This window comes from Streptomyces sp. NPDC026092, from assembly GCF_040638605.1.
In the GTDB taxonomy this organism is placed as follows: domain Bacteria; phylum Actinomycetota; class Actinomycetes; order Streptomycetales; family Streptomycetaceae; genus Streptomyces.
The window spans coordinates 1-15,762 of sequence record NZ_JBEZYN010000028.1 but is presented as its reverse complement, the minus strand read 5'-3'; the positions used below and the strand labels follow the sequence as shown (position 1 = coordinate 15,762).

Genomic DNA, 15,762 nt, shown 5'->3' with positions numbered 1-15,762 from the left:
CTCAATCCCTGCGGAGCTGATTGTCGTTCGCGATCTTGAGCAGGTCGTCGATGCCCATGGAGTCCAGCGAGTCCAGGAGCGCGGCGGGGTCCCGCGTGCCGTCCTGCGTGCCGTCCGGGTCGGACGGGCGGGCCGGCGGCGGCACCGTGACTCCCGCGAGACGGGCCAGCTCGTCGAGGAGTCCGGCCGATCGGAGCCGGTCGAGCGGGATGGCCGCGATGGCGCGGCGCAACGCGCCGTCCTGGTCGTCGTCCCCGTCGCGGCCACCGTCGGCGCCCGTGTCGCCACCGGCAGCCGGGCCCGCGCCCGCCGGTGTCCGGCCGGCCTGCGACGGCACCACGAGTTCCGCCAGGATGTGCCGGGCCAGGGCGTCCGGGGTCGGATGGTCGAACACCACGGTCGCGGCCAGCCGCAGTCCGGTGGCGTCCTTCAGCCGGTTGCGCAGCTCGACGGCGGTGAGCGAGTCGAAGCCCGCGTCGAGGAAGCCACGCGTGCTGTCCACGGCCGAGGCCCTGGCGTGGCCGAGCACCGCCGCCGCGTGCCCGCGGACGACGTCGAGCACCGCACGGCGTCGCTGCTCCTCGCCGAGAGGGGCGAGCCGCGCGGGCAGTGCGGCTGCGTCGGTGCGCGGCGCCCGGGCGGGCGGACGGACCAGGCCGCCGAGGAGGGCGGGCAGCGGGCCCGCCTGCCGGAGCAGCGCCGCGGTGTCGAGGCGGATCGCGGCGAGCGCGCCGGACCCGGTGCGGCAGGCGGCGTCGAGCAGCGCCAGCGCGTCCGCGGAGGCCAGCGGACGGATCCCGCCCCGGGACATCCGCGCGCGGTCGCCGTCGCCGAGACCGCCGGTCATGGCGCTCTCGGCCGCCCAGGGACCCCATGCCAGGGAGACGGCGGGCAGTCCGAGGGCCCTGCGGTGTTCGGCGAGCGCGTCGAGAGCGGTGTTGGCGGCGGCGTAGTTGCCCTGGCCGGGGCCGCCGAAGGTGCCGGCGGCCGACGAGAAGAGGACGAACGCGGAGAGGTCCACCGCACGGGTCAGCTCGTGCAGATGCCAGGCGGCGTCCGCCTTCGGCCGCAGCACGGCGGAGAGCCGCTCGGGGGTGAGCGAGCCGACGACGCCGTCGTCGAGCACGCCCGCCGCGTGCACCACGGCCGTCAACGGCGGCTCGATGCCCGCGAGCAGGGCGGCCAGCGCGTCCCTGTCGCCCACGTCGCAGGCCGCCACCCGTACGTCGGCGCCCAGGGCCGTCAGGTCGGCCGTCAGTTCGGCGGCGCCGGGAGCGGTCGCGCCCCGTCGGCCGGCGAGGACGAGGTTCCGTACGCCGTGCCGGGCGACGAGGTGCCGCGCCACGAGCCCGCCGAGCGTGCCGGTGCCACCGGTGACGAGGACGGTGCCGTCGCCGTAGGGAGCCGTGGTGAGCACGACCTTGCCGATGTGGCGGGCCTGCGCCATCAGCCGGAACGCCTCCTTGGCCCGGCCGACGGGCAGCTGACGGACCGGCAGCCGCGTCAGGGCGCCGGCCGCGAACAGCTCGACGACCTCGGTGAGGATCTCCTGGATGCGGTCGGGGCCGGCGTCCACCAGGTCGAAGGCCCGGTAGGAGACGTCGAGGCCGGTACGGATGTCGGTCTTGCCGAGTTCCGCGAACCGGCCGCCCGGCGCGAGCAGGCTCAGGGACGCGTCCACGAACTCGCCCGCGAGCGAGTTGAGGACGACGTCCATCCCGCGCCCGCCGGTCGCCGCCTTGAAGCGCTCGGCGAAGTCGGTCGTACGTGAGGAGGCGATGTGGTCGTCCGCCAGACCGGCGGCGCGCAGCACGTCGTGCTTGCCGGGGCTGGCGGTGCCGAAGACCTCCGCGCCCCAGAGCGTGGCGAGTTGGGTGGCGGCCATGCCCACACCACCGGCGGCGGCATGGACGAGCACCCGGTCTCCGGGGCGTACGTCTGCGACGTCGCGCAGGCCGAACCAGGCGGTGAGGAACGCGGACGGCACGGCGGCCGCCTCGGCGAAGCCCCACCCGGCGGGGACCGGCACGACGAGGCGCCGGTCGGCCACGCAGGAGGATCCCAGCGACCCGGGGAGCAGGCCGAACACCCGGGCCCCCGGGGCCAGGTCGTCCACGCCGGGCCCGACCTCGGTGACCACGCCCGCCGCCTCGACGCCGAGCGGCTGGGGGTCGCCCGGGTAGAGGCCGAGCACGGTGAGCACGTCGCGGAAGGTCACGCCGGTGGCCCGGACGGCGACGCGTACCTCGCCCACCGCGAGCGGCGGTTCGGGGCAGGGGGCGGCGGACAGAGCGTCGACCGTGCCGTTCGCGCCGGCTTCGAGGCGCCACCCGCCGGCGGGCAGGACGATCGCGTCGGAGCCCGCGCGTGCGAGCCGTGGCGCGGTGACCGCGCCCGCCCGGACGGCGACCTGGGGCTCCCCGCAGGTCAGCGCGGACGCGAGGGCGCGCGCCGACTCGGGGGTGCCGTCGAGGTCGGCGAGGACGATCCGGTCGGGGTGCTCCGCCTGGGCGGAGCGCACGAGGCCCCACGCGGCGCGCGCGGCGAAGTCGGCGGGTTCGTCGGCGGACACCGCGACGGCGCCGCGCGTGACCACGGCGAGCCGGGCGCCGGCCCCGTCCCCGTCGTCGGTGAGGAAGTTCCGCAGGACCGCGAGGACTTCGGCCGTCACCCGGTGCGAATCCGCCACGGGATCGGCACCGGGGTCCGCGACGACCGGGAGGAGTACGGTGTCGGGCGCCTTCGCGCCGACCTCGGCGCCCGCGGCCCGCAGCCCGTCCACGAGCGTGGAGACGTCGGGCGAGTCGGCACCGGTCGACGTGCCTGCCGGAATCCCGGTCAGGGCGAAGCGACGAGCCGGGGCACCGGTGGGCTCGACGGGCACCCAGTGGGTCTCGAAGAGCGCGTCGGGCACGGCGGGCGCCGCGGCGGGCCGCAGGCGCAGCGAGCCGATCGCCGCCACCGGCAGGCCGTCGGCGTCGGACAGTTCCACCGCGAGGGCGCCTGCCTCACCCGTACGGGAGAGACGGGCGCGGACGGCCCGGGCGCCACGGGCGAACACCCGTACGCCGGTCCACGCGAACGGCAGACCGCCGTGCGCGGGGTCGGTGATCAGGCCGCCGACGCCAATGGCGTGCAGGGCGGCGTCGAGCAGGGCCGGGTGCACCGCGCAGCGGTCCGCGTCGGCGACCCCGGCGGGCAGCTCGACCTCGGCGAACACCTCGGCCGCCGGGCCCTCGCCACGTCGCCACGCCGCGCGCAGGCCCTGGAACGCGGGCCCGTAGCCGAAGCCCGCGTCGGCGAGCCCCGCGTACATCGCGGCGACGTCGGCGGGCTCGGCGCCCGCGGGCGGCCACTCCCCCGCCGCAGGCCCGGCCTCGGGCACCTCGCCCAGCACGCCGGTGGCGTGGCGGGTCCAGTCCCCGTCGGTACGCGCGTGCAGGGCGACCGCCCGGCGGCCGTCGTCCTCGGCGGCACCGACGGTGACGCGTACCTCCACGGCGCCGTCCACGGGCAGGACCAGCGGCGCTTCGAGCGTCAGTTCCTCCACGCCGCCCGCGCCGGTCCGGTCGGCGGCGGCGAGCGCCAGCTCCAGCAGGGCCGTGCCGGGCAGCAGCACCGCGCCGCGCACGACGTGTTCGGCCAGCCACGGCCGCGCCGACGGGGACAGCCGCCCGGTGAGCACGGCGCCGCCGTCCGGCAGGTCGACGGCCGCGGCCAGCAGCGGGTGTCCGGCGGCGGACAGACCCGCGCTCCGGAGGTCGGCGGCGGGAGCGGCGGGCAGCCAGTAGTGCTCGCGCTGGAAGGCGTACGTGGGCAGGGCGACGCGCGCGCCGCCCCGGCCGGCGAAGTACGCGGCCCAGTCGAGCGGGAGACCGTCGGCGTGGGCACGGGCCAGCGCGTCGGTGAGCGCGGCCGTGTCGGGGCGGTCGGCGCGCAGCAGCGGCACGGTCAGCGGCTCACGCTCCTCACCTGCCCCGGCGCCGTCGGACTCGGCCAGGGTGCCCTGCGCCATCGCGGTGAGCACACCGTCCGGGCCGATCTCCAGGTAGCGGACGGCGCCCGCCGCTCGCAGCCCGAGGACCGCGTCGTGGAAGCGCACGGTCTCGCGCACGTGCCGCGCCCAGTGGTCGGGCGAGCGGACGTCGTCGGCGGTGAGCGGGCGACCGGTCAGCGCCGAGACCACCGGCACCGTCGGCGTACGGAACTCGAGGCCCGCCACGACCGAACGGAACTCCGCGAGCATCGGCTCCATCAGCGGCGAGTGGAAGGCGTGCGACACGCGCAGCCGCCTGGTCCGGCCCCCTTCGGCGGCAAGCCGCGCGGCTGCGTCCGTGACGCCGGCCTCGGCGCCGGACAGGACCAGCGAGCGCGGTCCGTTGACGGCGGCGAGTGCGACCTCGTCGCCGAGGAGCGGTCGCACCCGCTCCTCGGTCGCCTCCACGGCGATCATCGCACCGCCCTCGGGCAGCGCACCCATCAGCCTGCCGCGCGCGGCCACGAGCACCGCCGCGTCGGGCAGCGTCAGCACGCCCGCGAGGGCCGCCGCGGTGATCTCGCCGAGCGAGTGCCCGGCGATCAGGTCGGGGACGACACCCCAGGAGCGCAGCAGCGCGGCAAGCGCGAACTCGACGGCGAACAGCGCGGGTTGTGCGTACTCCGTACGGTCGAGCACCTCTGCGGGGCCGGTCAGGACCAGGTCGCGCAGCGGGCGGTCGAGCAGGCGGTCGAACTCCGCGCACACCGCGTCGAACGCGTCGGCGTAGGCGGGGTGGGCGGTGTACAGCTCGGCGCCCATGCCCACGCGCTGCGCGCCCTGGCCGGTGCACAGGAACGCCGTACGCCCCTGGCGCGCGGCGACGGGCCGGGCTCCGGCGAGGCCTGCGAGCAGCTCGTCGGTGCCGGAACCGGCGGCGGCGAGGCGGTACTCGAAGGCGGTACGGGTGGTGGCGAGCGCCCGGGCGACCGCCACCGGGTCGGCGTCCGCGTGCACGGCGACGTGGGCGCGCAGCCGCTCGGCCTGGGCGAGCGCCGCCTCGGGCGACCGGCCGGACACCACCCACGGGACGTCCCCGGCGGGGTCGAGAGGCCCGGAGGGCCTGATGTCCTCGACGGGCGGGGCCTGTTCGAGGATGACGTGCGCGTTGGTGCCGCTGACGCCGAACGAGGACACACCCGCGCGGCGCGGCGCGCCCGTCTCGGGCCACGGCGTCTCCTCCGTGAGGACGGAGACGGCTCCCAGGCTCCAGTCGACGGCCGTGGAGGGGCGGTCGACGTGCAGGGTGGCGGGCAGGGTGCCGTGGCGGAGCGCGAGGACGGTCTTGATGACGCCCGCGGCGCCGGACGCGGCCTGCGTGTGGCCGAGGTTCGACTTCACCGAACCGATCAGCAGCGGACGGTCCCGGTCCTGCCCGTACGCCGCCTGCAGCGCCTGTGCCTCGATGGGATCGCCGAGGGCGGTGCCGGTGCCGTGGGCCTCCACGGCGTCGACGTCGGACGGCGCGAGTCCCGCGCCCGTCAGCGCGGCGCGGATCACGCGTTGCTGCGACGGGCCGTTGGGCGCGGTCAGCCCGTTGGAGGCGCCGTCGGAGTTCACGGCGGAGCCGCGCAGCACGGCAAGCACCTCGTGGCCCCTGCGGCGCGCGTCGGACAGCCGCTCGACCAGCAGCAGGCCCACGCCCTCGCCCCAGCCGGTGCCGTCGGCGGCGTCGGCGAACGCCTTGCAGCGCCCGTCGGCGGCCAGGCCGCCCTGCCGCCCGAACTCGACGAAGACGCCGGGGGTGGCCATCACGGTGACGCCGCCCGCGAGCGCGAGGTCGCACTCGCCGGACCGCAGCGCGGCGGCGGCCCAGTGCAGCGCGACGAGCGACGACGAGCAGGCGGTGTCGAGGGTGACCGCCGGGCCCTCCAGGCCCAGTACGTAGGCGAGCCGGCCGGAGACCACGCTGCCGGACGTGCCGGTGAGCAGATGGCCCTGCAGCTCGTCGGGCGTGCCGTAGAGACTGGTCAGGTAGTCCTGGCCGCCGTAGCCGACGAACACACCGGTCTTGCTGCCCCGCACCGAACGGGGGTCGATGCCCGCGCTCTCCAGGACCTCCCACGCGGTCTCCAGGAGGAGCCGCTGCTGCGGGTCCATGCCGACGGCCTCGCGGGGGCTGATGCCGAAGAACCCGGCGTCGAAGGCGCCCGCCGAGTCGAGGAAGGCGCCGACCTTCTCGTAGCCCGCGTCGGTGACGTCCCACCCTCGGTCGGCGGGGAAGCCGCCCATCGCGTCGCGGCCTTGGAGCACCAGCTCCCACAGCCGCTCGGGCGAGTCGACGCCGCCGGGGAACCGGCAGGCCATGCCGACGATGACGACCGGGTCGTCCTCGATCGCGGTCCGCGTGGCCGGCTCGGCGACGACGGCGCCGGTGGCGGCGCCCGGCAGCCGGTCGAGCAGATGGTCGACGAGCGCCTCGGGCGTGGGGTGGTCGAAGACGAGGGTGACGGGCAGTTTCAGGCCGGTCGCGTCGCGCAGGCGGTTGCGCAGCTCGACGGCGGTCAGCGAGTCGAAGCCCAGCTCCTGGAACGCGCGGCCCTCGGGGAGCGAGGCGGCCGACGTGTGGCCCAGTACGGCCCCGGTCTCACCGAGCACCAGGTCGAGGAGGGCCGCCCGGTCGAGGGGTACGGCGCCGTCCCGCGCCGGCTCGGGCGCGGCGGGCTCGGCGGCCTCGGGCAGGCCGGCGAGCAGGGGGCTGCGCCGGGCCACGGTGAACGTCGAGGCGAACACCGGCCAGTCGATGTCCGCGACGGCCAGCGCTGCCTCGTCCCTGCCGAGCGCCCCGCGCAGCGCCGCGACGGCGCGCTCGGGTGCCATGGCGGGCAGGCCCCAGCGGGCCATCTGCTCGCGTGCGGGTCCATCGGACATGCCCGCGCCGCCCCAGTGGCCCCAGGCCACGGCGGTGGCGGGCAGCCCCTCGGCGCGGCGCCGCAGCGCCAGCGCGTCGAGGTGGGCGTTGGCGGCGGCGTACGCGGACTGGCCGCTGCTGCCCCAGACGCCCGCACCCGAGGTGAACAGCACGAAGGCGGAGAGATCCTGGTCGCGGGTCAGTTCGTCCAGGTGGCGTGCGCCCGCGACCTTGGCGGCGGCGACCTCGGCGAGGTCGTCCGGGGTCACGTCGGCGAGCGGCTTGTACCGCTCGATGCCCGCGAGATGGAAGACGGCGCCGACGGGGTGCTCGGCGAGCAGCCGGGCCAGCGCGTCGCGGTCGGCGGAGTCGCAGGCGACGACGTCGACCGCCGCGCCCAGCGCGGTCAGTTCGGCGACGAGGTCCCGTGCGCCGGGCGCGTCGGGGCCGCGCCGGTTGGTGAGCACGAGCCGCTCGGCACCGGCGCCGGCGAGCCAGCGGGCGACGTGTGCGCCGAGGCCGCCGGTGCCGCCGGTGACCAGGACGGTCCCCTCGGGACGCCAGTCGGCGCCGCCGGGGCCGCCCGGGGCGCGGCGCAGCCTCCTGCCGAACGCGCCGGACGCGCGGACGGCCACCTGGTCCTCGTCGCCCGCCAGGACGGCCGCGAGCCGGTCGGCCACGCGTCCGTCGACCTCGGCGGGCAGGTCGACGAGACCGCCCCAGGCCCGGGGCCGCTCCAGGGCGGCCACCCGGCCGAGACCCCAGACCTGCGCCGTCGCCGGGTCCCCCACGGCGTCGGAGGGCCCGACGGCGACCGCGCCGCTGGTCACGCACCACAGCGGAACGCCGTCGAGGGCCTGCACCAGGGCGAGTACCCCGGGCAGCGGCTCGGGATCGCCGGGCGCGACCAGGACCAGGACGCCCGCGTAGCCGCCCAGGTCACCCACGCCGGCGAGCAGATCGGCCGTGGTACGGACGAGGTCCATACGGGCGGACAGGGCGGTGGCCACGGTGTCGGCCCAGGTGTCGCCCTCGGGGAGCACGGCGAGCCAGCGGCCGGCCGGGGCGCCGGAGACGGTCAGGGGCGTCCAGTCGACGCGGTAGCGCCACGAGTCGACGGCGGTCTCGTCCGCGTGCCGCTCGTGCCAGGCGGCGAGGAGCGGGTGGACGGCGGCGAGCGGCTCCCGCTCGGTGTCGCCCGCGCCGAGCGCGGCGGCGAGGTCGTCGGCCGAGCCGCGCACGGCGGTCCAGAACTCCGCGTCCCCGCCCTGGTCCTGGGCGGGCACGTCGAGCCAGTAGCGCTCGCGCTGGAAGGCGTACGTCGGCAGCGGCACCGGCCGCGCCCCGGGCAGGGCGGCCGTCCAGTCGACCGGCACGCCCCGTACCGCGGCCTCGGCGAGCGAGGCGAGGAACGTGGCGGGGCCACCGTCGCCGCGGCGCAGGGAACCGACGGCGAGGACCCTGTCGTCGGCCTCCTGCACGGCGGCGGTGAGCACGGGGTGCGGGCTGACCTCGACGAACGTGCCGTAGCCCGCGTCGAGGAGCGTGCGCGTGGCGGTGTCGAAGCGGACCGGCTCCCGCAGGTTGCGGAACCAGTACGCGGCGTCGAGGCCGGTCGTGTCGAGGAAGCCGCCGGTCACCGACGACACGAACGCGACGTCGGCGGCGCGGGGCCGGATCGCGGCGGTGGCGGCGAGGACCTCGGCGCGTACGGCCTCGACCTGCGCGGAGTGCGACGCGTAGTCGACGGGAATCCGCCGGGCCCTCAGTCCGTCGCGGTCGGCCGCGGCCGTCAGTTCGTCCAGGGCCGAGGCGTCGCCGGACACGACGGTGGCGGCGGGGCCGTTGACGGCGGCCACCGACAGCCGCTCGCCCCACGGCGCCAGCAGCTCGCGCGCGGCGTCCTGGGCGAGCGGCAGCGCCACCATGCCGCCCCGGCCCGCGACCGCGCGCAGGGCCCGCGCGCGGGCGGTGACCAGCAGGGCGGCGTCCTCGAGGCTCAGCGCGCCCGCGACGCAGGCGGCGGCGATCTCGCCCTGCGAGTGGCCGACGACGGCCGCCGGCTCGACGCCGTGGGCGCGCCAGAGCGCGGCGAGGGACACCATCACGGCCCACAGGGCGGGCTGGACGACGTCGACGTTCTCCAGCGCGGCCGGGTCGGCGAGGACCTCGCGCAGCGACCAGTCCACGTGCGGGGCGAGCGCGGAGGCGCACTCGTCCAGGCGGCCGGCGAACTCGGGCGAGGCGGCTGCCAGTTCGAGGGCCATGCCGACCCACTGGGCCCCCTGCCCGGGGAAGACGAAGGCGACCCGGCCGGGTCCGCCCGCGAGGCCTCGGACGACGCCCGCCGCGGGGTTCCCGGCGGCGAGGGCGGCGGTACCGCGCAGCAGCTCTGCCCGGTCCGCGCCGACGACGACGGCGCGGTGCTCGAAGGAGGACCGGGTGGTGGCCAGGGCGAGGGCGATGTCGCGCGGCTCGGCGGTGGGCCGCTCGGCCAGGTGCGCGAGGAGCGCGGCGGCCTGGCCGCGCAGGGCGTCCTCGGTGCGGCCGGACAGCGCCCACGGCACCGGCCCGGCCGCGTCCGCGCGCTCGGGCTCGGGCTCGGCGGCGGGCGCCTCCTCCACGATGACGTGCGCGTTGGTGCCGCTGACGCCGAACGCGGACACGCCGGCCCGGCGCGGCCGGTCGCCCGCGGGCCAGGCGCGGGCCTCGTCGAGCAGCCGTACGTTGCCCGCCGACCACTCGACCTTCGGCGTGGGGGCGTCCACGTGCAGGGTCTTCGGCAACACGCCGTGCCGCAGCGCGAGTACGGCCTTCAGCACGCCGGCGACACCCGCCGCGGCCTGCGTGTGGCCGAGGTTGGACTTCACCGAGCCCAGCCACAGCGGCTCGGCCCGTTCGGCGCCGTACGCGGCGAGCAGCGCCTGCGCCTCGATCGGGTCGCCGAGGACCGTGCCCGTACCGTGCGCCTCGACGAGGTCCACGTCGGAGGGCGAGAGCCTGGCGTCGGCGAGAGCGGCCTTGATGACCCGCTGCTGTGCCGGGCCGTTCGGGGCGGTGAGGCCGCTGCTGGCTCCGTCCTGGTTGACGGCCGAGCCGCGCAGCACGGCGAGGACCGGGTGGCCGAGGCGGCGGGCGTCGGAGAGCCGCTCGAGGAGGAGCACGCCCGCGCCCTCGCCCCAGCCGGTGCCGTCGGCGGCGGCCGCGAACGGCTTGCACCGGCCGTCGGGCGCCAGACCGCGCTGGCGGGAGAACTCGACGAACGTGGCGGGCGAGGACATGACGGTCACACCGCCCGCGAGCGCCATCGCGCACTCCCCCGACCGCAGGGACCGCATCGCGAGGTGCAGCGCCACGAGCGACGCCGAGCAGGCCGTGTCGACGGTGGCCGCCGGGCCCTGGAGACCCAGGACGTAGGCGAGGCGTCCGGACAGGACGCTGGCCGCGTTTCCTGTGCCCGCGTACCCCTCGACGCGGTCGAGGACGGGCCGCGCGGCGGAGATGTAGTCCTGGCCGTTGGTGCCGAGGAAGACGCCGACGTCGGCGCCGCGCAGCGACCTCGGGTCGATCCCCGCGCGCTCGACGGCCTCCCAGGCGGTCTCGAGGGCGAGCCGCTGCTGCGGGTCCATCGCCAGCGCCTCACGCGGCGAGATGCCGAAGAACCCGGCGTCGAACTCCGCCGCCCCGTCGAGGAACCCGCCCTCACGCACGTACGACGTACCCGCGTGCTCCGGATCCGGGTCGTACAGGCCCTCCACGTCCCAGCCCCGGTCGCCCGGGAACGGGGACAGCGCGTCACGGCCCTCCGCGAGCAGCCGCCACAGGTCCTCGGGGGACGCGACGCCGCCGGGGAAGCGGCAGCCCGCGCCGACCACCGCGACGGGTTCGGCGGCGCGTTCGGCCGTCTCGCGCAGCGTCCGGCGCGCCTGGGTCAACTCGCCCGTGACCCACCGCAGGTGGTCGAGCAGCTTGCTCTCGTTCTCCACGTTCAGGACTTCCCGAGCTCGTTTTGGATGAAATCGAAGATCTCGTCGGCGGATGCCGTGCTCAACTGGTCGGCGGCGGCCGGGGACCCGGCGGTCACCGGCGTCCACTCGCCCAGCAGGCGGCGCAGCTCGGCGGTGACCCTCGCGCGGGTCGCCTCGTCCGCCGCGGCCGGGTCGAGCCCGGCGAACCGGTCGAGGTCGGCCACCGACGGCGCCGTCCCGGCGGGCGCGAGCCCGGCCGCGAGATGCGCGGCCAGGTCGTCCCCGGTGGGGTGGTCGAAGACCAGCGTGAGCGGCAGCGTGAGCCCGGTGGCCCGGGTCAGCCTGTTGCGCAGCTCCACCGCGGTGAGCGAGTCGAACCCGAGGTCGAGGAAGCCGCGTTCGGTGTCGACGGCCGCCGGGTCCCGGTGCCCGAGCACGGCGGCGACCGAGGTACGGACCAGGTCGAGGACGACCCGCCCGCGTTCGGCGGCCGACAGGCCCACGACGCGCTGCCGCAGCTCCGCCTCGGCGGGAGCCGCGCCCGCACCCGGCGCGACGGCACGGTGGGCCTCGGGAATGCCGGAGATCAGCGGGCTTGGCCGTACGGCGTGCAGGGAGGGCGCGAGCCGCGCCCAGTCCACGTCCGCGAGGACCACGGCCGGGTCGCCGCCGGCGATCTCCCGGCTGAGCGCTTCGACGGCCCGCTCGGGGTGCATGGACCTCAGGCCGTCGCGGTCCAGCCGCCTGCGCACCTCGTCCGCGTCGGCCATGCCGCCGCCCGCCCACGCGCCCCACGCCACCGAGGTGGCGGGCAGGCCCGCGGCCCTGCGGCGCTCGGCGAGGGCGTCGAGGTGGGCGTTGGCCGCGGCGTAGTTCGCCTGTCCCGCACCGCCCACGACACCGCCGAGCGCGCCGAACAGCACGAACGCTTCCAGGGGCAGACGCTCCGTCAGCTCGTGCAGCGCGGTCGCGGCGTCGGCCTTGGCGCGCAGCACCGTCGCCAGCCGCTGCGGGGTCAGGGAGTCGTGCACGCCGTCGTCGAGGACGCCCGCCGTGTGTACGACGGCCGTCAACGGCGGTCCGTCGGCGGCGATCCGGTCGAGCAGGGCGCCGAGCGCGGTGCGGTCGGCCGCGTCGCAGGCCTCGGCCACGGCTCGGGTACCGAGCGCGGTGAGCTCCGCCACCAGCTCCGCCGCACCCTTGGCGGCCGGTCCTCGCCTGCTCACCAGGACGACACGGTCGGCGCCCGAGCGGGCCGCCCAGCGGGCCACGTGCCCGCCCAGGGCGCCCGTACCGCCGGTGACCAGGACGGTGCCGGTGGGACGCCACCCCTCGGGTGCGGGGGTGGTCGCGCGGACGAGCCTGCGGCCGAGGACGCCCGTGGCGCGCACGGCCACCTGGTCCTCGCCGTCGATCCCGGCGAGCACGTCGCACAGCAGGCCGACGGCGTCGCCGTCCGGGTCGGCGGGCATGTCGACCAGGCCGCCCCAGCGGTGCGGCGCCTCCAGGCACAGCACCCGGCCGAGGCCCCAGACCTGCGCCTGCGCCGGGTCGGCGACGTCGCCTTCGGCCACGCCCATGGCGTCGGCGGTCACGCACCACAGCGGTGCGGACGAGTCGGCGTCGCCCAGCGCCTGCGCGAGCACCAGGGTGGCGGCGGTGCCGTCCTGGCCGAGCGCGAGCAGCGACAGGACACCGTCCACAGGGCCCGCGACCCGCTCGGCGAGCCGGGCCCGGTCGGGAGTCTCGGGTACGACCAACTCGACGGCGTCCACGCCCCGTTCGGAGAGACCGCGCAGGGACGCCCGTACGAGCGGGTGATCCGCGCGGGCGGCCGGGACGGCCACCACCCAGCGTCCGAGCAGCGGCTTCTCGGACCGGCCGTCGACCCGCTCCCAGCGCACGCGGTAGCGCCACGACGCGACGGGGTCGGCCGACGGCCGCTCGGGAGTCTCCGGCCAGAAGCGGGTGCGCTGGAACGGGTACGTCGGCAGGTCGACCTGGCGCGCCCCGGTGCCGGCGAAGAAGGCCGGCCAGTCGACGGCCGCGCCGGACCGGGCGAGCCCCTCGACCAGGGCGAGCGCCTCGGGCCTGCCCTTGCGCAGCAGGGCCACGGCGCCCTCGGTCAGCGCGGCGAGCACACCGTCCGGGCCGACCTCGACGAGGGTGGTGGCCCCGGCGGCCCGCAGCGCGGCGACACCGTCGGCGTACCGCACGGCATCCCGCGCGTTGCGCAGCCAGTACCCGGGTGTGCCCATGTCGTCGACGGCACCGGTCACCGTGGACACGACCGGGATCGCGGGCGTGCCGTAGGCCACGGTGTCGAGGACGCGCTCGAACTCGGCGAGCATCGGTTCCACCCGATGCGAGTGGAAGGCATGACTGACCGTCAACCTCTTGGTCCTGCGGCCCTGTTCGGACCAGTGGGCCGCGACGGCGAGAACCGCCTCCTCGTCACCGGAGACGACGACCGACGACGGCCCGTTGACCGCCGCGATCCCCGCACCCACGACCAACGACGGAACGACCTCCTCCTCAGAGGCCTCCACGGCCACCATCGCACCACCCACGGGCAGCGCCCCCATCAGCCGCCCACGAGCGGCGACGACGGTCACCGCGTCCCGCAGCGACCACACACCCGCCACATACGCGGCCACCAACTCACCGATGGAGTGGCCCACAAGGTGGTCCGGGCGTACGCCCCACGACTCCAGGAGCCGGTAGAGGGCGACCTCGACCGCGAACAGCGCGGGCTGCGCGTACGCCGTGTCGTCCAGACCCTCACCCGAAGCGATCACCTCACGCAACGGACGATCAAGGACCGTGTCGAACTCCGCGCACACCGCGTCGAACGCCTCCGCGAACACCGGAAACGCCACAGCCAGTTCCTCGCCCATACCCCGACGCTGCGCACCCTGCCCCGTGAACAGGAACGCCGTCGAGCCGTCCTCCCCGGCCACGACCGGGTCGAGGTCGGCCAGGCCGGCCAGCAGTCCGTCGTGGTCGGCGGCGGCCACCACGGCGCGGTGCTCGAAGCGGGACCGCGCGGTGGCCAGCGTCAGGCCGATGTCGGCCGGACGCACCTCGGGGTGGGCCGTCACGAAGGCGTGCAGCCGCTCGGCCTGTGCCCGCAGGGCCGTCTCCGTACGCGCCGACAGCAGCCACGGCACCACGGCGTCGGGGCCCGACGCGACAGGTGTCGCGGCCCCCACGGGTGCGACCGGCTCGGTGGGCTCGCCCTCCTCGATCACGACGTGCGCATTGGTCCCGCTCACGCCGAACGACGACACACCCGCGCGGCGGGGACGCCGCCCCGCCGGCCAGGGCCGCGGCTCGGTGAGCAGCCGTACCGCGCCGGCCGACCAGTCGACCTTCGGGGACGGCTCGGTGACGTGCAGGGTGCGCGGCAGTTCGCCCGCGTTCAGCGCGAGCACCATCTTGATGACGCCCGCGACGCCCGCGGCGGCCTGGGTGTGGCCCAGGTTCGACTTGACCGAGCCGAGCCACGCGGGTTCGGCGCGGTCCTGGCCGTAGGTCGCCAGCAGCGCCTGCGCCTCGATCGGGTCGCCCAGCGTGGTGCCCGTGCCGTGCGCCTCGACGGCGTCCACCTCGGACGGTTCGAGACCCGCGTTGGCCAGCGCCTGGCGGATGACCCGCTGCTGGGAGGGGCCGTTCGGCGCGGTGAGGCCGTTGGAGGCGCCATCCTGGTTGATGGCCGTGCCACGGACGACCGCCAGGACCTGGTGCCCGTTCCTGCGCGCGTCCGAGAGCCGCTCCACAAGCAGCATGCCCGCGCCCTCCGACCAGCCCGTGCCGTCGGCGCTCCCGGAGAAGGCCTTGCACCGGCCGTCGACGGCCAGGCCGCGCTGGCGGGAGAAGTCGACGAACACGTCCGGGGTCGCCATCACGGTGACACCGCCGACGAGCGCCATCGAGCACTCGCCGGTACGCAGCGACTGGACGGCCCAGTGCAGGGCGACCAGCGAGGACGAGCACGCGGTGTCGACCGTGACGGCGGGGCCCTCCAGGCCGAGGACGTACGAGATACGGCCGGAGAGCACGCTCGCGGAGTTGCCGATGCCGACGTACCCCTCGGCGCTCTCGACGCCCGGCCGGAGCAGGGACACGTAGTCCTGGCCGTTGGTGCCGAGGAAGACGCCGACGTCCTTGCCGCGCAGCGACTTCGGGTCGAGGCCCGACCGTTCGACGGCCTCCCAGGCGGTCTCGAGGGCGAGCCGCTGCTGCGGGTCCATCGCCAGCGCCTCACGCGGCGAGATGCCGAAGAACCCGGCGTCGAACTCCGCCGCACCGTCGAGGAACCCGCCCTCACGCACGTACGACGTCCCCGCGTGCTCCGGATCCGGGTCGTACAGGCCCTCCACGTCCCAGCCCCGGTCGCCCGGGAACGGGGACAGCGCGTCACGGCCCTCCACGAGCAGCCGCCACAGGTCCTCCGGCGTCTCCACGCCGCCGGGGAGGCGGCAGGACATGCCGACGACGGCGATCGGGTCGTCGCCCGCCGTGCCGACGGCGACGGCCGCGACCGGTGCGCTCCGCTCGCCCAGCAGCTCGCCGCGCAGGTGCTCGGCGAGCGCACGCGGGTTCGGGTGGTCGAAGACCAGCGTCGCGGGCAGCCGCAGACCGGTCGCGGCGGCGAGGCGGTTCCGCAGTTCCACCGCCGTCAGCGAGTCGAAGCCCAGCTCCTTGAAGGCGTGACCGGGTGTCACGGCGTCGCCGTCCGCGTGGCCGAGGACCACGGAGGCATGGCCGCGGACCAGGTCGAGCAGGAGCCGGGGGGGGGGGGGGGGGGCGGGGGGGGGGGGCCCCCGGGGGGGCCGGGGGGGGGCGGGCGCCGGCGGGGGGGGGGGGCGCCCCGGGCCCCCCCCGCGGGCCCCCCCCCCCCCCCC

Annotated in this window: 2 protein-coding genes; both read right to left on the bottom strand. The window is 76.9% G+C overall.

What is annotated here, in order from left to right; all coding sequences use genetic code 11:
* Position 1: 1 nt before the first annotated feature.
* On the bottom strand, positions 2-10,873 hold the full coding sequence (locus AB0F56_RS32385) for a type I polyketide synthase (protein ID WP_362016268.1): 10,872 nt from the start codon (positions 10,871-10,873) through the stop codon (positions 2-4).
* Positions 10,874-10,875: 2 nt separating this feature from the next.
* Positions 10,876-15,633 (bottom strand): SDR family NAD(P)-dependent oxidoreductase, encoded by a 4,758-nt coding sequence (locus tag AB0F56_RS32380; protein ID WP_362016332.1) that lies wholly within the window; start codon positions 15,631-15,633, stop codon positions 10,876-10,878.
* Positions 15,634-15,762: the final 129 nt, after the last annotated feature.